Origin of the sequence: Pseudoalteromonas shioyasakiensis (assembly GCF_024518675.1) — a bacterium.
Taxonomy (GTDB): domain Bacteria; phylum Pseudomonadota; class Gammaproteobacteria; order Enterobacterales; family Alteromonadaceae; genus Pseudoalteromonas; species Pseudoalteromonas shioyasakiensis_B.
Window position 1 is genome coordinate 924,635 of the sequence record NZ_JANIGL010000001.1, and the last position, 20,746, is coordinate 945,380.

17 protein-coding genes are annotated in these 20,746 nt (G+C 41.6%); 4 read left to right on the top strand and 13 right to left on the bottom strand.

Going from position 1 to position 20,746, the window contains the following annotated elements:
- Positions 1–27: 27 nt before the first annotated feature.
- Positions 28–879, bottom strand: a complete 852-nt coding sequence (gene tsf, locus NQT69_RS04000; RefSeq protein ID WP_256826411.1) for a translation elongation factor Ts — start codon at positions 877–879, stop codon at positions 28–30.
- A gap of 104 nt (positions 880–983) precedes the next feature.
- Positions 984–1,712 carry a 30S ribosomal protein S2 gene (rpsB, locus tag NQT69_RS04005; RefSeq protein ID WP_256826412.1) on the bottom strand — a complete coding sequence of 243 codons (729 nt, stop codon included), beginning with the start codon at positions 1,710–1,712 and terminating at the stop codon, positions 984–986.
- A 245-nt stretch (positions 1,713–1,957) separates the two neighbouring features.
- Here rpsB and map point away from each other — a divergent pair, with 245 nt between their 5' ends.
- From map to dapD, 3 genes are read left to right on the top strand one after another with little or no spacing between them, the layout of a single operon-like run.
- On the top strand, positions 1,958–2,770 hold the full coding sequence (map, locus tag NQT69_RS04010; protein WP_256826413.1) for a type I methionyl aminopeptidase: 813 nt from the start codon (positions 1,958–1,960) through the stop codon (positions 2,768–2,770).
- A gap of 12 nt (positions 2,771–2,782) precedes the next feature.
- The gene (gene glnD / locus NQT69_RS04015) at positions 2,783–5,398 is read left to right on the top strand and encodes a [protein-PII] uridylyltransferase (RefSeq protein ID WP_256826414.1); all 2,616 of its coding nucleotides are present in this window, start codon (positions 2,783–2,785) and stop codon (positions 5,396–5,398) included.
- A gap of 9 nt (positions 5,399–5,407) precedes the next feature.
- Positions 5,408–6,235: a 2,3,4,5-tetrahydropyridine-2,6-dicarboxylate N-succinyltransferase gene (gene dapD, locus NQT69_RS04020; RefSeq protein WP_256826415.1), complete on the top strand. Its 828-nt coding sequence runs from the start codon at positions 5,408–5,410 to the stop codon at positions 6,233–6,235.
- Positions 6,236–6,407: 172 nt separating this feature from the next.
- Here dapD and NQT69_RS04025 read toward each other — a convergent pair whose 3' ends face one another.
- The gene (locus tag NQT69_RS04025; RefSeq protein WP_256826416.1) at positions 6,408–7,424 is read right to left on the bottom strand and encodes a DUF2804 domain-containing protein; all 1,017 of its coding nucleotides are present in this window, start codon (positions 7,422–7,424) and stop codon (positions 6,408–6,410) included.
- A 140-nt stretch (positions 7,425–7,564) separates the two neighbouring features.
- On the opposite strand from NQT69_RS04025, the gene NQT69_RS04030 reads away from it, so the two are divergent.
- A complete protein-coding gene (locus NQT69_RS04030; protein ID WP_256826417.1) occupies positions 7,565–9,595 on the top strand; it encodes a BCCT family transporter in 2,031 nt (676 codons plus the stop codon).
- A gap of 43 nt (positions 9,596–9,638) precedes the next feature.
- On the opposite strand, the gene NQT69_RS04035 is transcribed toward NQT69_RS04030, so the two are convergent.
- The 10 genes from NQT69_RS04035 to pnp all read right to left on the bottom strand — a co-directional run bounded on the left by NQT69_RS04035 (position 9,639) and on the right by pnp (position 20,671).
- Entirely contained in the window at positions 9,639–10,226 is a 588-nt protein-coding gene (locus tag NQT69_RS04035) for a hypothetical protein (protein WP_256826418.1), read from the bottom strand.
- A 103-nt stretch (positions 10,227–10,329) separates the two neighbouring features.
- Positions 10,330–10,662 (bottom strand): Na+/H+ antiporter subunit G, encoded by a 333-nt coding sequence (locus NQT69_RS04040; protein WP_256826419.1) that lies wholly within the window; start codon positions 10,660–10,662, stop codon positions 10,330–10,332.
- Between the two features lie 9 nt (positions 10,663–10,671).
- Positions 10,672–10,941, bottom strand: coding sequence for a K+/H+ antiporter subunit F (locus NQT69_RS04045; protein ID WP_016707651.1), 270 nt, complete (start codon positions 10,939–10,941; stop codon positions 10,672–10,674).
- Positions 10,935–11,471: a Na+/H+ antiporter subunit E gene (locus tag NQT69_RS04050; protein WP_256826420.1), complete on the bottom strand. Its 537-nt coding sequence runs from the start codon at positions 11,469–11,471 to the stop codon at positions 10,935–10,937. The genes NQT69_RS04045 and NQT69_RS04050 overlap by 7 nt, the downstream gene beginning before the upstream one ends.
- Positions 11,471–12,988 (bottom strand): monovalent cation/H+ antiporter subunit D, encoded by a 1,518-nt coding sequence (locus tag NQT69_RS04055; protein ID WP_256826421.1) that lies wholly within the window; start codon positions 12,986–12,988, stop codon positions 11,471–11,473. The genes NQT69_RS04050 and NQT69_RS04055 overlap by 1 nt, the downstream gene beginning before the upstream one ends.
- A complete protein-coding gene (locus tag NQT69_RS04060) occupies positions 12,985–13,332 on the bottom strand; it encodes a Na+/H+ antiporter subunit C (protein WP_256826422.1) in 348 nt (115 codons plus the stop codon). The genes NQT69_RS04055 and NQT69_RS04060 overlap by 4 nt, the downstream gene beginning before the upstream one ends.
- Complete coding sequence (locus NQT69_RS04065) at positions 13,332–16,124, bottom strand: monovalent cation/H+ antiporter subunit A (protein WP_256826423.1); 2,793 nt, start codon at positions 16,122–16,124, stop codon at positions 13,332–13,334. The genes NQT69_RS04060 and NQT69_RS04065 overlap by 1 nt, the downstream gene beginning before the upstream one ends.
- 212 nt (positions 16,125–16,336) lie before the next feature.
- The gene (locus NQT69_RS04070; protein WP_256826424.1) at positions 16,337–17,515 is read right to left on the bottom strand and encodes a hypothetical protein; all 1,179 of its coding nucleotides are present in this window, start codon (positions 17,513–17,515) and stop codon (positions 16,337–16,339) included.
- A gap of 16 nt (positions 17,516–17,531) precedes the next feature.
- On the bottom strand, positions 17,532–18,410 hold the full coding sequence (gene nlpI / locus NQT69_RS04075) for a lipoprotein NlpI (protein ID WP_256826425.1): 879 nt from the start codon (positions 18,408–18,410) through the stop codon (positions 17,532–17,534).
- Positions 18,411–18,544: 134 nt separating this feature from the next.
- On the bottom strand, positions 18,545–20,671 hold the full coding sequence (gene pnp, locus NQT69_RS04080; protein ID WP_256826426.1) for a polyribonucleotide nucleotidyltransferase: 2,127 nt from the start codon (positions 20,669–20,671) through the stop codon (positions 18,545–18,547).
- Between the last annotated feature and the right edge of the window lie 75 nt (positions 20,672–20,746).

Here is a 20,746-nt window from a genome sequence, read left to right on the forward strand (position 1 = left end):
TTCCTTTTACATCACAAATAGTTAATCTTACTCACCTTTTGCAGCAGCAATTTGCGCAGCTACTTCAGCAGCAAAATCTTCTTCTTTCTTCTCGATACCTGCACCAACTTCCATACGTACAAAGCTAGTTACTGTCGCGTTTTTCTCTTTAAGAATTTCGCCAACAGATTTTTTCGGTTCCATGATGAAAGCTTGACCAGTAAGAGAAACCTCACCAGTGAACTTCTTCATACGACCAACAACCATTTTCTCAGCGATTTCAGCAGGCTTACCTTCGTTCATCGCGATATCGATTTGTACTTGCTTTTCTTTTTCTACAACATCAGCAGGTACGTCATCTGGCGTTAGGTAATCTGGGTTTGAAGCAGCAACGTGCATTGCAACGTGCTTAAGTGTTTCTTCATCAGCAACACCTGCAACAACAACACCAATACGCTCACCGTGACGGTATTCAACTAGTTGCTCACCAGTGATGTACTGAAGACGACGAACATTGATGTTTTCACCAATTTTAGTTACTAGCTCAACACGTGCTTCTTCAAACTTAGCTTGTAAGTCTTCGATAGTCGTTGTGTCAGCAATCGCAGCGTCAGCAACTTTGTTAGCAAATGCTAGGAAGCTTTCGTCTTTAGCAACGAAGTCAGTTTGACAGTTAACTTCTACAAGTACTGCAACACCCGCGTTTTGCTTGATGATGATAGTACCTTCAGCAGCAATGTTACCTGCTTTTTTAGCAGCCTTTGCAGCACCGCTCTTACGCATGTTTTCAATCGCTAACTCGATGTCACCATCAGTCTCAGTTAACGCTTTTTTACAATCCATCATGCCAGCGCCAGTACGCTCGCGTAATTCTTTAACTAGGGCAGTAGTTACAGCCATTAGTAAATCCTCAAATCTGAATTCAGGTTAGATAAGCGGGTTACCCGCTCTACAAGAATAGCAAGTCTTCATCCAACTTTAGATGAAGACTTGATGACAGCTAATTACTCAGCTTCAACGAAATCGTCTTTCTCAGCTTGAGCAACGATGTTGTTTTCACGACCTTCAGTGATTGCAGCAGCAACAGAGGTAGTGTAAAGGTTGATTGCACGGATAGCATCATCGTTACCAGGTACGATGTAATCAACACCGTCTGGGTTAGAGTTAGTATCAACGATTGCAACAACTGGAATACCTAGGTTGTTTGCTTCACGGATTGCAATGTGCTCGTGGTCAGCATCGATAACGAAAAGCGCGTCTGGAAGACCGCCCATGTTTTTGATACCACCAAGGCTCTTTTCAAGCTTTTCCATTTCACGGTTAAGCATTAACGTTTCTTTCTTAGTTAATTTCTCGAAAGTACCGTCTTGGCTTTGGATTTCAAGGTCTTTAAGACGCTTGATTGATTGACGCACTGTTTTCCAGTTAGTCAACATACCACCTAACCAACGGTGGTTAACGTAAAACTGATCGCTTGCGATAGCTGCGTCTTTAACTGCTTCGCTTGCTGCGCGTTTTGTACCAACGAAAAGTACTTTACCTTTGTTTGCTGCAGCACCAGTTAAAAACTTAAGTGCGTCGTTGAACATTGGTACAGTTTGCTCAAGGTTGATGATATGAACACGGTTACGAGCGCCGAAGATGAAAGGCTTCATCTTAGGGTTCCAGTAACGTGCTTGGTGACCAAAGTGAACACCAGCTTGAAGCATATCGCGCATTGAAACGTTTGCCATTTTGTAAATCCTCTATGTAGTTTAGGGTTAGGCCTCCACATATCCCATAGCACCAACACCGAAGTTTAATTAACTTCAAATGCACCCAAGTGTATGTGACGATACGTGTGTGTGTTAAAATAAAATTGTGTTTGCCTTAAATACAAAAAATCATTTAAGAATTTATTTGTAAAAAGACGGCGCGCTTTATACCATATTAAAAACAAATATTCAACATCGCGTGCAAAAATTGTGCGACGATAAATGTGTTAAAACTCGACTATGGAGCCTCTATGAGTGCTGTGATCAAGACCCCTGAAGAAATAGAGAAAATGCGTGTTGCTGGGCGCTTAGCGGCAGAAGTGCTAGAAATGATAGAGCCACACGTAGTGCCAGGTGTGACCACTGATGAACTAAATACAATTTGTCATAATTATATTGTCGATGTGCAAAAAGCGATTCCTGCGCCACTTAATTACCATGGCTTCCCTAAGTCAATTTGTACGTCTGTGAATCATGTTATTTGCCATGGTATTCCGAACGATAAACCATTAAAAGACGGCGACAGTGTTAATATTGATGTCACTGTCATTAAAGATGGCTACCATGGCGACACCTCAAAAATGTTTCATGTTGGCACGCCTAATATTCAAGGCAAGCGTCTGGCACAAATTACGCAAGAAAGCCTGTACCTAGCCATTAAAATGGTAAAACCAGGTGTACGTTTAGGCGACATTGGTGAAGCAATTCAAAAATATGCCGAAGGATTTAATTATTCTATCGTTCGTGAATACTGCGGCCATGGCATCGGCGCAGAGTTTCATGAAGAGCCACAAATCATGCACTATGGCCGTGCAGGCACCGGAGAAGCGTTAAAAGCAGGCATGTGTCTTACAATTGAGCCTATGGTCAATGCCGGTAAGCGTCAATGTAAGTTACTTAAAGATGACTGGACAGTCGTCACAAAAGACCGTTCGTTGTCAGCGCAGTGGGAACACACGCTACTAGTAACTGAAAATGGTGTTGAAATTTTAACGCTCCGATCAGATGATACGATAGACAGGATCATCGAACATTAGGAGCCAGCCCACGTGGCATTACCCAATAAAGTAAAAAAGTTGCTTAGCGATGCTGAGCAACTAACCGATTACCGCGACTGTTCTGCTTACTTTTACAAATGGTTGCAAAACGAGTTTTCAAAACAACCCGTTGGTAATTTGATTAATGCCCGAGCTGAATTTATAGATCGCTTACTGATCAAGCTATTTCATGTATATGATTTAGCTCACGAGCCTGATTTAGCGCTCATTGCAGTAGGCGGCTATGGCCGCGGTGAATTACACCCTTACTCAGACATCGACTTTTTATTGCTAGTGACAGAGCAACCAAGCGACGCTATTTGTGAAAAAATAGGCCAATTTGTCACCATGTTGTGGGATTTAGGTTTAGAAATAGGTCATAGCGTGCGCACTATTGAGCAAGCTATTGAGCAAAAACGTGAAGACGTAACCTTTGCCACCAGCTTACTTGAAAGCCGTTTATTGTTTGGTAATCACATCGAGTATGAAAAACTAAAAAAACACATTCTTGATACCCCTATCTGGCGCTCTGACGATTTCTTTTTGGCGAAAGTACAAGAACAACAATTACGCCACAAAAAATGCCATGGCACCGCTTACAATCTTGAACCCAATATCAAAGAAAATCCGGGTGGTTTGCGTGATTTACAAACCATTATTTGGGTTGCTAAAAAGCACTTCCGGGCTGAGACACTGCAAGAACTAATAAGTCACGGCTACTTAACCCATGAAGAGTACCAAGAGCTTTCTGAGTGTTTAGAGAACCTATGGAATATTCGCTTTGCTTTACACTTAGCTGCTGAACGTTCCGAAAACCGCTTGTTATTTGACCACCAACCCTTGGCCGCTGACATTTTAGGTTTTGGTAGTGATGGTAAGGCCTCTGTTGAGCGTATGATGAAACGCTTATTCAGGATAATGAGCCGCGTACGTGAGCTTAACCAAATGTTGTTATCGTACTTCGAGCAAAGCATTTTACCCGAAACCAGCGAACAACCGGTTATCGAGCTCGACCGCAATTTTGAACGCGTTGGCCATCAAATTCGCGTAAAAAACCCATCCGTGTTTTTCCGTCGCGATCAACTCTTTGTACTGTTCGAACACATTGCAGATAACCCTGCAATCACGCATATATACCCAAGTACAATTCGCACCATTCGCCAAGTACGCCGTCGTTTACTGGGTGATTTGCAAGATTATGCCGCTTGTCGCGAAGCTTTTTTACGTATTATTAAGCACCCAAATGGGATGGGCCGCGCATTTACCCTCATGCATAAACACGGAATGCTTGCTGCTTATTTACCACAATGGCGGAATATTTTTGGTCAAATGCAGTTTGATTTATTCCATGCCTATACCGTAGATGAGCACACCCATAAATTAATTAATAATATTTATCAGTACTTTGATAAAGCGAGTGTTAACGAGTTTCGCTTATGCTGCGAAATTGTCACCCGTATGGATAAACCCGAGCTGCTTTATTTAGCTGGAATATTCCATGATATTGCCAAAGGCCGTGGTGGCGATCACTCAGAGCTTGGTTCAGTTGATGCGATTGCCTTTGCTAAGTTGCACCGTTTTACAAACTCAGATGGTAAGCTAATTTCGTGGTTAGTGGCTAATCACTTACTTATGTCAGTCACCGCACAACGTAAAGACATCAATGACCCTGAAGTTATTAAAGAGTTTGCTTCAAAGGTCAAAACTGAGCGCCAACTTGATTACTTGTATTGTTTAACCGTTGCCGATATACGCGCCACTAACGATAACTTATGGAATGACTGGAAAAACACTCTACTACGCGAGTTATATTTACACACCCAACGGGCTCTACGCTTAGGCCTTGAAAACCCGATGGATCAACGCGACCAAATCCGTGACAAAAAGCGCCAAGCGAAACAACGCTTGCTTAATCACGGTTTTAGCGAAGAAAAAATCGACTTGATCTGGAGTCGCTTTAAAGCAAATTATTTCACCGCATTTAGTGAACAGCAGATATCTTGGCACAGCGAGCATTTGATTAATTCAGATCTCACGCAACCGAGTGTTATCGTGTCTAATAAAGCCATGCACGGCGGCACCCAAGTGTTTGTTTATAGCCCTTATTCGGGTGCTATTTTTGCACGCTTAGTTAATGTGATTGGCTCGAAAAAAGCACAAGTACAACATGCTCAAGTACTCACAACCCGTGACGGTTATGTGTTATTTAGTTTTGTTGTATTAGAAGTAAGCGGTGAACCAATTGCAAGTGGCCGCGCTCAATCAATCAAACGTGGTTTAGAGCAAGCCCTCGCAGATCCGCGTAAGAAAATTCGTTTTAAGAAAAATCGTTCGCAACGCTTTAAAGATTTTAATATTAAGCCAAAAATCATTTTACGCCCTCACCCGCGTAAAGACCGCAGCTTAATCGAAATTCAAGCGGTGGATATTCCTGGTTTATTGACTAAAATAGCCGAAGTTTTCCAAGCGCATTTATTACATATACACGCTGCACGAATTACCACAGTGGGTGAACGTGCGGAAGATTTCTTCGTGGTATCAAATAACGAATACCAAGCCCTTACAGACGAAGAACAAACAAAGATTCATCAAGCATTGCGTAAAAAACTCAACGCAGAAACCGAATAAGAGGACCGTATGTCAGATTTAAAAACCATGATTGAAAACGCCTGGGATAACCGCGATAGCATCAGCCCAAGCACTGTATCAAGCGACGTTAAACAAGCCATTATTGATGCGCTTGAATTACTTGATAGTGGTGCCGCCCGTGTTGCTGAGAAAATTAGTGGCGAATGGGTCGTTCACCAGTGGTTAAAAAAAGCCGTATTATTATCGTTTCGTATTCGTGATAACGAACCTATGAACGATGGTGTTAACCAGTTCTACGATAAAGTACCGCTTAAGTTTAGTGATTACACACCAGAGCAATTCCAACAAGGTGGCATGCGTGTAGTACCTAATGCCGTTGCCCGTAAAGGCAGCTTTGTCGGTAAAAACGTGGTGCTTATGCCCTCTTATGTAAACATTGGCGCATATGTTGATGATGGCACCATGGTAGATACATGGGCCACTGTAGGCTCATGTGCGCAAATCGGTAAGAACGTTCATCTATCTGGCGGTGTGGGCATAGGTGGCGTTTTAGAGCCATTACAAGCCAATCCTACTATTATTGAAGACAACTGCTTTATTGGTGCGCGCTCTGAAATTGTTGAAGGTGTGGTCGTTGAAGAAGGTGCTGTGATCTCAATGGGCGTATACATCAGCCAAAGCACGCGTATTTACGACCGTGAAACCGGCGAAATCCACTATGGCCGTGTGCCAGCAGGTGCTGTTGTTGTACCAGGTGCATTACCATCAAAAGACGGAAGCCATAGTTTATATGCAGCTATTATCGTGAAAAAAGTAGATCAACAAACCCGCGAAAAAGTGGGGATTAACGCCCTACTTCGTTCAATAGACGAATAAATCATAGCTGTAAGCTTTCAGCCGTAAGCGATCAGCTGATTTAGTTAATAGCTGGGTTTGAGGATATCACTCCCAGCTATTTTATTTTCACTCAATACAAATTAATGAATTAAAACCAAGTGCCTACTTTCCGCTGTCAGATCACTAAACTGACGGCTAAAAATACTCCTTTTTACCATTTCGCATAATGATCTTCGGTAAAGCCCCACTCGCCATTGAGTGTAATCACTTCATTTTCGAGGGTGATTTGGCCATAAAAACGACCGAAGTGTTGGGTAAAGTTGCTGGCGATGATGAGTAAATTAGTTTTATCTTGGCGGTTACCTACAGGCTCAAAGGTTAGGTTTATGATGCCGTCGTTTGAGCGCAACTGCCATTGTCTGCAATCGTTTTTATCGCCATAACGCTGAAACTTAAAATCGACCATGTCTATTTTTATTAAAGTGCCGTCTAGCCACAACGCATTTTCAGTAAAGCCTGTTTCGACAACGCCAGCAGCGAGGTTGAAACCTAAACGTCTGCCATCGGCTAAGGTGCAAGCTAAACTCCCCCAGTTCCAAAATGTTTCTCGGCGCATAAAGCCTGCGCTCCAATCAACACTCGCCAGCGCTTTTACTTGCCCAAGGTTGATATGTTTGCCTCGCCATTCGGCAGTGCCTGAGCAAGGTAGTGCAGCCACTTTTTGTGTAAAGTGGAAACCGGTAAAGCCCGCTCTTGCACAAACCGTAAGCGGGTTATAATTTACTGACTCATCAATGACAGCTTTTATTTTTAGGCCTGTTTTTAAGCATACTGTGACTTTACGTAAACCAGATCCAGCACTGATCGTGACACTATTCACGCCTTTATGAAAATGTGCCTTGCCTGAGTTTGGCTTATTATCAATGTAAGTACTCATAGCAAATAAATTGGTAAAACTAAACTCCTCAAATTCACCAGTGCTTGGGTGATACACATAGACAAAGCAGTTACTGGCAATTTTCAAATCCACAATCGCCAAACCAACAATAAGTGTTTCACAAGTAAAACTTATAAACTGAAACTGATTAAATTTTAGCTTTTTCGCAAACGAGCTTGTTACCTTGCCCATGCTGTTGCGCAAGTCAAAATCCATATAGTTAATTTGTTCAATCCCTTGCTCAAACACGCCAAACTGCGCGTTGCCACGGTGATCGATTAGTTTTTTCATGATCAGTAGATCCCGTTTACTATCAGCATTTTGCCAATTTGGGTAAAGAAAACATGCTACTTAATTAGCCAGCACTAAGTAGATGTAATAAGCTTAACAGGCATGCTTTAAAGTTAGCTTTTAATATTAGGGATTAATATATGACGAAAAAGACCTTCCGCTCAACTCTTTTGCTGCCTGTATTTTTACCTGCAGTTTTCATCATCTTATGTTTAGTACTTGGCACTATCAGCAACCCTGAACTGGCCGGTGAAGCATTCAGTGTGACCTTATCATGGATAACTGAAACCTTTGGTTGGTTTTACATGTTGTCTGTCGCCATTTTCTTAGTTTTTATTGTCTCAGTTGCCGCCTCTAGTTGGGGCAATATAAAGCTTGGCCCTGACCATGCACAACCTCAGTACAGTTTTCCAGAATGGTTTGCCATGCTTTTCTCTGCAGGCTATGGGGTAGCGTTACTCTATTTTGGTGTCGCTGAACCTGTATTGCATTACGCCTCGCCGCCAAGTGGTGCGGCAGAAACCGTGGATGCGGCTAAACAAGCTATGCAAATAGCCTTTTTTCACTGGGGCTTTCATATTTGGGCAATATACGGCATTGTCGGGTTAGTTCTCGCTTACTTTGCGTTTCGTCATGGTCTACCATTGTCGATTCGCTCCGCATTATACCCACTTATTGGTGATAAAATTCATGGCCCAATTGGCCATACAGTGGATGTGTTTGCTATCTTAGGCACTCTCTTTGGTATTGCCACCACGCTTGGTTTATCTGTGACACAAATTAATGCTGGCCTGCATTATTTATGGCCCAGTATCCCGATAAGTACCACAGTACAAATTATTGCGATTGCACTAATAACAGCCGCAGCCACCCTGTCCGTTGTTGCTGGTATGGATAAAGGGGTAAAGCGTCTTTCTATTTTAAATATGGTGTTAGCGATCACTTTGATGACGTTTGTCTTTTTTGTCGGTTCAAGTATTCATATTTTAGAGTCTTTTTTGCAAAACACCGGAAGTTACTTAAGTGGTATTGTGGAGCGTACTTTCAATTTACAAGCTTATAGCCGTAGCGATTGGATAGGTAACTGGACATTATTTATATTTGGCTGGACTATCGCTTGGGCACCTTTTGTAGGCATGTTCATTGCTAAAATAAGCCGCGGACGCACCATAAGACAGTTTGTTGTAGGTGTAATGCTAGTACCGACTATTTTTACTTTTTTGTGGTTCTCTATTTTTGGCGATACCGCCTTAAACCTGATTATGAATCAAGGTTTTGATACTTTAATAGCCGATGTACAAGCAAATCATGCTGTAGCGTTATTTCAATTATTTGAAGCGTTACCTTGGTCATTCTTTATCTCGTTGCTGACGGTCATTTTGATTATTACCTTTTTTGTCACGTCCTCTGATTCAGGCTCCCTTGTTATCGATTCCTTAGCCTCTGGTGGCAGTGTTGATACTCCAGCATGGCAACGTGTATTTTGGGCTGTACTCGAGGGTACCGTGGCTGCCGTACTATTGATTGCTGGAGGATTAAGTGCATTACAAACCATGACCATCGCCAGTGCTTTACCCTTTGCGGTGATAATGCTACTTGCCACCTTTGGTCTATGGCGAGCATTGCGCATTGAGGGCCACCGTGATATTAGTCTGCAAGCGCATACGTTAAGCAATAGAAACCTCGATATCTCACATTGGAAGCATCGCTTAAAATCCATGGTTGACTATCCAAGTAAAGATAAAGTGCATAGCTTTATCAGTCAGGTTGTTGTAAAAGCAATGCAAGAAGTGCAAACAGAGTTAAGCGCTCGAAAATGGCAAGCAGTTGTCGAATTTGATGGCGTTATGGGCCGTGCTTATTTAACCGTTGTTCGTCATGAACATGTTGATTTTGTTTATGATATACGAATGACTGAGCACGCTAAACCCAGCTTTGCGTATGCAGAACTTAAACCAGAAGATCATACTCCTCAACTTTATTATCGCGCCGAGGTTTTCTTGCGACGCGGTGGTCTGTCCTATGACATTTATGGCTTTAATGAAGGGGATATTGTGAAAGACATACTTGATCAATTTGAGAACTATCTGCACTTTTTAGATAACAGCCCAGGTGAATTACCATGGGATATGGCTGAGCATGATGACATGCTAGATACAGATAAAAACTAAACTGTAAATCAACAAGTACTCACAAGGATGTTGGTACTTTTTTCTATTTGCAACTATACCCTGTTAAGTCCACCTGCTTTATTTGCTCGCCTTTACCTGCATAATCGTTATGCTTAATCATTAACGTGTTTTCTTTGACCTTAAAGCTAAAATGACCAAGCCAATCGAGTGTTGCAATAGGTGTTAACGTATAGAAACCGTTTTGGTCAGTGCACTGATATGAAAAATAATGAGTCGCTTCGCCAAACTTACCAACATCAGCGGTATAAACACTGATATTACCCTGTTGCTGATAATCATCAGCTTGGCTGCCAACTATAATATACATGGTACAAATAATTAAAAATATCGCACATTGTACGATTGCAAGGCCAAATAAAACGAGTATATAAAATTTGCTATACCTGTTACGCGTTGTGCCACACTCAGCTTGAGCTTTAGCAAACCGTGCCAGAAGTAGACCTCCTACAATAACTAATATCAACTTTATCGGTATTAAATAGGCGCTTACTAAGTACATCGCCTTTTCACTTCGATACTGCAAGCCAAAGGCCATTGGTACAAATAGGCTGTCGATTAGCGGCAACAATATAAGTAAGCTTGCGAGCAACAGTTTTTTATTATTTATCATAGTTAATAGCGTTGTATTATTCAGTACGAGTATTAAACAATAGTAAGTAAAAAACCCGCTCAGATAAACTCAGCGGGTTTTATTTTAAGATGAAGTTTGGTTTTTAATCGTCTTCAACGTTATCTAAACCTTTGGTGCCGTCTTTAGCTTTTAACTTATGGTGTATTGCTGATTTTATCAACATATAGCCACTGATGGGTGCTGTAATTAATAAGAAGATGGTGATCAATAACTCTTTCACACTGATCCCCTCTTGTGTGGTACTAAAAAACACCATAGCGGCAATTAACACCCCAGCCATACCTAAGGTAGTTGCCTTGGTTGGGCCATGTAAACGCATAAAAAAGTCAGGCATTTTAATAAGCCCAATTGAGCCAATTAAAATAAACGCGCCGCCAATTAGCAATAAAATAGACACTACCCATTCACTGTACATAAACTTACCTTATTCGATGATATCGCCGCGTAGCAAGTATTTACATACCGCTACGGTACTTACAAAACCAAGCATTGCAATAAGTAATGCAGCTTCAAAATACAGCCCTGTGCCCATACTCATGCCATATAAAATAATCAATGCAATTGTATTTATATACATAGTATCAAGCGCTAAAATTCTATCAGGAACTGAAGGGCCTACCACCAAACGCCACAAATTCAGCAACAGGGATAGCCCTATCATGGCAAAGACGATTAAAAAAACCGTTTCTAACATTGAAAAATCTCCTTAAGAGGTGCTTCGTAGCGTTGTTTGATCGTATCTATTAATTCCTGCTCATCGGCTAAATCCAATACATGAATCAATAAATAGCGCTGTGTCGGCTCTTCCCCTTCCGGCAATGATTCTGGTATGGGGTAAACTTCCGCACTCACAGTACCCGGTGTGAGTGACACTGTACTTGCCAAAATTGTAATTGGCATTTCATGACTAAGATCCAGCGGTACTTTTACAAACGCAGGACGTAGCTTTTTAACAGGCCCTAAAATCAATAATGCAACTTGTAAGTTCGCTGTGACAATATCGAACAGCACTAGCAATAATTGTTTAATAGCCAGTCCAGGTTTGATGATTAACGGCTGCGGCTCACGAAATGGAAACGTGATAATTGGAATTAAAAAAGCAAATAATGTCGCGAGCACTAAATGGCCTGGCGATACACTGTTATTTAACAACAGCCAGACAACAAATAATAAAAGGCTGCGAAATGGTGTTGGCAACCAACGATAACGGGATTCTAAACGCATTATAAGCCTCCCTTAAGTACAGTATTAATACCCAAGGTTATGTCATGTAACTGTGTGGCTGCAGCAATCATATATTCAGTGATCGGGCCACCAAAAATAACCATCAATGGCGAACCAGCCAGTAGAGCAATCACCGCTATCACTTGCATGGGTTTGGCATTATCTTCCACAGGGTGGTCACGGTCTTGGTGTTTACGTTCCCAAAATAAACTAGTACCTGCTCGTGTTAACGCAACCAATAAAGCAAAACTGGCAATCAAATACACTGGCCAAAAGATTAAAGCGCGTTCGCTATCTAACGTCGTTTTTAATATCCAAACTTTTCCAACAAACCCAGATAACGGCGGCATACCCACTACTGCAAGTGCTGCAACAATAAAACACGCACCTAGCAACACCGGTTGTGCAACGCCACGTCCAGGCGCTAACCTGTCTGCCACTTTACCACGCTGATGCGATATCAGATCCGCCAATAAAAACAAAGCGGCACAGACAAGTGTAGAGTGCACTAAATAATAAAGCAGAGCAGCTGTAGCACTAACATGCTGTATCGCAACTAACGCCACCAAAGTACCTACTGATACCACAACTAGGTTAGCGGTAAGCTTACGTAAGTCTTGCGCAGCAAGGACACCAATCGCACCAATAACAATGGTCGCTATCGCAAGCCCCCAAAGCCAAGGTTGCGCCATATGATTTAAAGGCCCTGCATTTTCACCAAAGATCACAGTGTAAACACGTAGCATTGCGTACACACCCACTTTAGTCATAATTGCAAATAAAGCGGCAACAACAGGCATTGCACTGGCATATGTATTTGGCAGCCATAAATGCAGTGGCAACAATGCACCTTTTAAGGCAAAAACAACCAGTAATAATAAACCACCTATTTTCGCAAGGAAGACATCATCCCCTTGTAGTTGCGACACTTTAACCGACATGTCAGCAATATTTAAAGTACCTAATACACCGTATAAAATACCTAATGCGATTAAAAAGACACTCGAACCAATTAAGTTCAATATGACGTATTGCAATGCTGCACGGGTTTTATGTTTATCACCGGCATGCATCAGTAAGGCATAGGATGCAATTAGTAAGACTTCAAAGAAAACAAATAGGTTAAATAGATCGCCTGTTAAGAACGCGCCATTCACACCTAACACTAGAAAGTGGACTAGTGGGTGGAAAAAGCTGCCCTTTTCATCATCCCCTACACTGCTGTATAAAGCGACAGTAAGCGCTAAGAACGAGGTTAACACCACCATTAACACCGACAATAAATCAGCTACAAGAACAATGCCAAACGGCGCTTGCCAGTCACCAATAGCGTAGACAATAGGGCCATTTTTGTACACAGTGATTAGTAATGCAACGCTGACACACGCAGTGATGATTGACATTACAATCGATACAACACGGCGAATTGGAATACTTTTACCACACGGTGGTAATAGCAAAATTATTGCCGCCAGCATGGGCAATAAAACAGGCCATGACGCTATATGCTGAATCATTTTTGCTCCTTGCTATTACTTTTAACAAGGTGACCATCTACATGGTCGTTTCCTAAGTCTGCACGTCCTCTTATTGCTAAGATAACTACAAAAGCAGTCATTGCAAAACCGATTACAATCGCTGTAAGCACCAACGCTTGCGGCAACGGGTCGGCATAATCAGCACCAGTACCCAGTACAACGGCTTTATTAATTGTTAAGCGCCCTGCTGAAAATAAAAATAGGTTTACCGCATAAGAGAGCATCGTCAGACCTAATACAACCGGAAAAGTACGTGCTCGAAGGAGCAAGTAAATACCACAAGTCACTAAAATACCTACGCATGATGCGTATAACAGTTCCATTAAATATTTACCTCTTCTTTTGGTGCATCCGCTGTTAGCTTACCAAGGCTTGCTAAAATCATCAGCGTCGCGCCAACAACCGTTAAATAAACACCTAAATCAAATACGATGGCACTTGCCAGTTCAGTTTTACCGACAAATGGTATATCAAAATAATCGAACCATGTGGTTAAGAAAGGTCGACCAAAGGCCCAACTACCTAATCCGGTAAACATGGCGATAGCAATACCTGAGGCGATAATCTTGCGATAATTTACATCAAAGCGCGAGGTGATCCACACAGAGCCGCGAGCCATGTACTGCAAAATAAAGGCAATAGACGTTACTAGCCCTGCAATAAAACCACCACCTGGTAAATTGTGACCACGTAAGAAAATATAGGCCGATACTAATAAAGCCAGAGGTAATAAACTTTGTGAAATACTCGATAGTAGTATCGGGTAGCGTTCACGTGCCCACGGGCGCCCTTCACTATCACTAGCAGGCATAAACAGCGGTAAATTAGCGAGTAACTTATAAATACCCAGAGCAGCAATACCTAATACGGTAATTTCGCCTAGCGTATCAAAGCCCCTAAAATCGACTAGAATAACGTTGACGACGTTAGTACCACCACCACCGGTTTTAGCATTGGCAACAAAAAAGTCTGAAATAGATTCAAGTGGACGAGTAAGTAACGCATAACAAATACTAGCAACCACCACACCAACAGCTGAAGCAATACCTAAATCACGAAGGATGCGTAAAGAGCTTGACTCTTTCGGCGTACGTTGTGGTAAGAAAAATAATGCCAACATAAGCAGTATTACCGTAACAACTTCTACGGTTAATTGCGTTAACGCTAAATCAGGCGCTGAGAAGCGAGTAAAGGCTACCGATACCATTAAACCGACTATTGATATCATTAACAGTGACACCATACGAGAGCGATGCCACAACACGGTGCTTATAGCACCAATAATTAATAGCCCAGCCCCTATCGCATTATGAAAATCAATTGGTGTACTTGGCGCGGTACCTGCCAAAGCTCCCATTTCAAATAATGGCCAACCTGCACACAATAGTACAACCGCCAGCATGACAACAATATAGCGTTGTAATGAACCGTTTTCAGTGCTTTGAATTTTGTCTTGGCTCCACTTAATCACGCTATATAACGCTCTTTCAAACGTCTTTTTCGCATTAAAAGCCGGCAATGAAGCTTGAAACTGAAATAAGTGTTTACGTTGAATATAAATAAATATACCGCAACAAGTAGCTAAGAAGCTCATAAATAAAGGCAAGTTAAAGCCATGCCAAATTGACAATTTAAATTCTGGGGTTGCATCACCGAGGACAGCAAGGGACGCCGCGGTTAAAATGCCATCCACAACAAAATTAGGGAACATACCCACTAACAAGCACAGCACCACTAAAATTTCGATTGGCACACGCATATAACGTGGTGGCTCATGAGGTGTTTTCGGCAAATCAATTGGATCACCATTAAAGAACACGTCATGAATAAAACGAGCAGAATACGCAACAGAAAACGCAGCAGCCAACGTAGCCAAGACTGGAATTAACCAAGACATAGAACCCAGCACCTGCTGGTGTAAGGTTTCAGCAAAAAACATTTCTTTTGACAGGAAACCATTTAACAGTGGCACACCCGCCATTGCGGCAGCAGCAACCATCGCAAGGGTCGCGGTATAAGGCATAAAACGCCACATGCCATTGAGCTTACGCATGTCACGAGTACCGGTTTCATGGTCGATAATACCCGTTGCCATAAACAAAGAGGCTTTAAAGGTTGCATGGTTAATAATATGGAAAATAGCAGCCACTGTTGCAAGCTCAGTATCTAAACCTAAAAGTAAAGTGATCAAACCCAGGTGGCTAATGGTTGAGTACGCCAGTAACCCTTTTAAGTCATGTTTAAACAATGCAATGTAGGCACCGACTAACAAGGTCGCTAAACCTGTCATCGCGACTAAAATAAACCAGGTATCGTTCCCCGCCAGTGCTGGGTGAAAACGTGCCATTAAGAAGATACCCGCTTTTACCATGGTTGCAGAGTGCAAATAAGCACTTACCGGTGTAGGAGCCGCCATGGCATGAGGCAACCAAAAGTGAAATGGAAATTGCGCGGATTTAGTAAAAGCGCCTAATAGCACTAATACTAAAGCAAGCTCATACAAATCATGAGATTGAATTAATACACGGCTAGCCAAAATAGTATCAAGGTTATAACTGCCGACAATATCACCCAGTAGTAGCAAGCCACCCAACAAGGCTAAGCCGCCAGCACCTGTAACAGCCAAGGCCATTCTTGCACCTTTACGGGCTTCAGATTTATGCCACCAATAGCTGATCAATAAGAAAGAACTAATACTAGTTAGCTCCCAAAACAGCCATAATTGAATAACATTGTTAGACATAACAATACCAAGCATGGCGGTCATAAACAGCATTAAATAACTATAGAGTTTCGGCATCGAATCATTACTACTTAAGTAATAACGCGTATAGAAAATAACGAGCGAGCCTATGCCTAAAATCATAAAAATGAATAATAGACTTAAACCATCTAAACGAAATGCGAGTTCCATGCCCAATGCCGGGATCCAATCAAGGGTATAACGGATTGTTTCTCCGCTTAATACGGCTGGAGTATGGTAAATCGCAATCGCTAACGCACACAAAGGTGCAATTAAAGTTAAACTCGTGGTTTGATTACGAGATAATTTGCCGGTGCATGAAGAAATAACACTGCCAATTAAGGATAACAAGGGTATCCAGAGCAAAGTCATAATGAGGAACCTTTTAAAGTCATAAGAATATCAATACGCTAATAGTTAATTTTAATTGTGTACTGGTCATTGAAATGGTTTTTAATTCAGCTTAAATGAATATTATACAAAGGTATAGTTATACTGACTGAGGGACATTTTGTCTATAGCAAGCCCCCCTACCTGCTGATATTTTAGACTAATTTAACCTTGATTTAATAAAACCAACAACTTTACTCTGTGTTGTGATTATTCGTCATTTTGTCAATAAAATTCACAGTTCCCGACACTTTGCTAAAATAATCAGCAAAACGTAAGAGATGCTGCTGTTTATTATTAATTTGCGCAGACCACAGTTCTCTGTATTTAGTCGATAATGCAAGCTGCTGATATTGCATAATTGACCAATTATCACTGGGTTTATAGGCTTTTATGCGGCCTTGGCAGCTTTGACTTACATGCCAACCTTCTGGCGGTGCAATATTGTTAGCAATAAATAAATTTGGTGCCACATAACCTGTTTGTTTGCATAACCATGCTTGTTTTACGATTGGTAAAGCGTACTCATCTTCAAAGCCATTAAAATGCATCAACTCATGCAAAAAAATACCATAGTGACTTTGTGAACCTAACTGCATTATACCGGAGCGAACATTGCCTTTTCCTGTCCGTGGCATCATAACAATAAAATCATACTCCTTTGGCCATTGCACATTACTTATTAAAGCCTGCCAATCACAACTTGCTGCATGTTTAGGGTTATTTTGACAACTTATATCACTGCCTAAGTACAAGGGCGTAGAAAAGCAAAAGGCGCCGCGTCTAGGCTCTGGTTGAGTAATATATCGCTGTTTAAAATCCTTTAGCTTAGTCAATCCCTGATAATGATCTGTCATCATTAATACATTGTATTCACAGTGTGTGTCAGCTATGACATCCGCAGTTGATAAACTAAAGTCCGAACGCTTTGCAAAATCATGGCTGATAGCATGAGCAGGATAGCCCAAATTTAACTTTATCAAATCAAAGGTATCGGATGATGGTATTAACTCTTGTGTTGCCAAGTGAGCAAGCTCGTGCCAACGTTGATGTTCCATTAGCAAATTCGCGAGGTGCAATCGCTGTTTGTCAGGTTGCTTAGCAACACTTGGCTGCCAATACACCTTAGCCGTATCAGCTTGATGTTGCTCAAGTAGTTGCAATGCCCATATAAATTGCGCGTCCGTTGACCCATTTAATGCGAGTATTTCAATAATTGGGTTGGGAATACTCAGCAAGTGAGCATTAAAAAACTGGGGGAATTGATTAAATCCGGCAATTGCAGCGTGAGGGTTTTTCTTACCAAGCCACAAAGCCAGTATATTATTATGATTTACTGAGCCCATAAGCAAAAGCAGGCTCAGTAACACCACACAAGTCAGCTTAATATTAACTCGCGTTATCACCAGTCATTAACTCAAGTTCTAAACGTGCATATTTATATTCAACAAACTCATGCACGTTAGTAGCTAATGCTAAACGAAAAAAATCTGCAGCTTGATAGTCTAAACCACGGGCTTGGTACATCTTAGCTAGATAAAAATAAGCTTCACATAAACGCTGTGCATATTCTTCATTAGAACTTACCCCTTCACCAACACCTGACAAAAAGCTTTGCTCACTCATATCACCTAAATAAAGCGATATTAAACTGTAAGCCCACTGTGTTTCATCTAAGCCTTGCGCATTGGCTTTTAAATCTATTAACGCTTGCTCTGCATTGTCATTAGATTGCGCTAAATAAAGCCATAATACGCGATAAGGGTCGCTTGGTGAGCGTGCTAAAAATTGCGCTAAATCTGCCGTTGCTAAATTGGCTCTATCACCATAATAAAGTGCAATTCCACGGTTTAAATATGCGTATTCATGTTGCTCATTCAATTCTAATGCAGAATCAAAAAACTCATACGCTTTTTCATATTGTTGCATCAAGGTATGATGAATACCTAAAAAATTATATACCTCTGCTAAATCAGGTTTCATCTGCACGGCACGATTAAAATCAATACGCGCTAAAGTAGACATACCGATACTATCGAATAAAACTCCGCGGTCGTAATACAGTTTAGCTTGCTGCTCAGTAGATAAATCTGTGCGGTTTAATAATTCTGAATAACGTGCAATGGCGATTTCACTTCTAAAATCAGAAGCTAATGGCGCAGTGAACGGCACATTGATAATAGGCGTGGGTTCAGATTGCGTGGTAGATTGGCACGCACTTAAAGACAATAAAGCCACTGTTGCAAACGCTACATGTTTAAAAATCATTAAAATCCTTAATACCTCAAAAGTAAGCAATATAGACAAGATGTATATAAAGAGGTTTCATTAAAGCATAAAAAAAGGGGCTAAACAGCCCCTTTTTATGTTATCCAGCAATTAACTGGATTAAATATCAGCAATTAAGCGTCAGATGGTGCATCAGCTGCAGGAGCTGCTGATTCCATTGCTTCTTTAATGCTTAAACGTACGCGACCTTGGCGATCTACTTCTAGTACTTTAACTTTAACTTCTTGGCCTTCGCTAAGGTGATCTGCAACGTTGTTAACGCGCTCAGTGCTGATTTGTGAAATATGCACTAAACCATCTTTACCAGGTAGAATGTTAACGAAAGCACCAAAGTCTACGATACGTACAACTTTACCTTGGTAGATAGTACCTACTTCAAGTTCAGCAGTTAATTGCTCAATACGGGTGATTGCATCTTGTGCACTCATGCCGTCAGTTGCAGCAATTTTGATTGTACCGTCATCTTCGATTTCAATCGTTGTACCAGTCTCTTCAGTAAGCTGACGAATTGTTGCGCCACCTTTACCGATAACTTCAGCGATTTTCTTCGCAGGGATCTTCATGGTGTAGATACGCGGAGCAAATTGAGAAAGCTCTTCAGAAGGTGCAGCAATTGCTTCGTCCATCACACCTAGGATGTGTAAACGTGCAGCTTTGGCTTGCTTAAGTGCAATTTGCATGATTTCTTGCGTGATACCTTCGATCTTGATATCCATTTGCAGTGCTGTGATACCGTTAGTAGTACCCGCAACTTTAAAGTCCATGTCACCTAAGTGATCTTCATCACCTAAGATGTCAGAAAGAACAACAAATTTCTCGTCTTCTTTAACTAGGCCCATCGCGATACCTGCAACAGACGCTTTAATTGGTACACCTGCGTTCATAAGAGCAAGTGATGTACCACATACTGAAGCCATTGAAGATGAACCGTTAGATTCAGTGATTTCAGATACAACACGGATTGAGTAAGGGAACTCAGTCAATGTTGGCATTACAGCTGCAATACCACGCTTAGCTAAGTTACCGTGACCGATTTCACGGCGCTTAGGAGAACCAACAAAACCAGTTTCACCTACGCAGAACGGAGGGAAGTTGTAGTTAAGCATAAAGTGGTTTTTATGCGTACCCGTTAAATCGTCGATTAACTGTGAATCACGCTCTGTACCAAGTGTTGCAGTTACAAGTGCTTGTGTTTCACCACGAGTAAAGATTGCAGAGCCGTGAGTACGCGGTAATACGCCAGTCATTACGTCTAGAGCACGGATCATATCTGGTTCACGACCATCGATACGTTTTTCACCAGCAGTGATGCGGCCACGTACGATTTTCTTCTCAAGTGAACCGAATACTTTACCTACTTCTTGCTTGTCGAGAGTTTCATCTTCTGCAAGTTCGCTCGTAAGTGCTTCAACAACAGCGTCTTTTGCTGCCGTTAATGCTTCTTTACGCGCTACTTTATCAGTGATGCGGTAAGCTTCGCCTACTTTATCAGCAGCTAAAGAGGCTACTTTTTCTTCAAGAGATACATTTTTCTCAGGTGCAGTCCAATCCCATGTAGGCTTGCCCGCTTCTGCTTTAAATTCGTTGATTGCGTTGATAATAGCTTGAGATTGCTCATGACCATAAACAACCGCACCAAGCATTACGTCTTCAGCAAGAACGTCTGCTTCTGATTCAACCATAAGTACAGCATTATCAGTACCCGCAACAACTAAGTCTAGTTGGCTTTCTTCAAGCTCTTTTAGTGTTGGGTTAAGTACGTACTCGTTGTTGATATAACCAACACGCGCTGCACCAATTGGGCCGCTGAATGGAATACCAGAGATAGCAAGTGCTGCTGAAGTACCAATCATCGCAACCATATCAGGTTGGATTTCAGGGTTAACAGAAACAACAGTAGCAATAACTTGTACTTCGTTTACGAAACCATTTGGGAAAAGTGGACGAATTGGACGGTCAATAAGACGTGCGATAAGAGTTTCGCCATCGTTAGGACGACCTTCACGCTTTAAGAAGCCACCAGGGATACGGCCCGCAGCGTACATACGCTCTTGGTAGTTTACTGTTAGTGGGAAGAAGTCTTGACCTGGTTGTGCTTCACGCTTACCAACAACAGTAACCAATACTGATGTGTCGCCAATGCTTGCTAATACTGCGCCGTCTGCTTGACGAGCGATTGCACCTGTTTCTAGGGTAACGGTATGTTGACCTAGTTGAAATTCTTTAATAATTGCTTGCACTTAAAATGTCCTTTAAATGTAAATAAGTGTTCCATCAAAGTACCAATTACAGTACATAATTGTATTCAGTTGGAA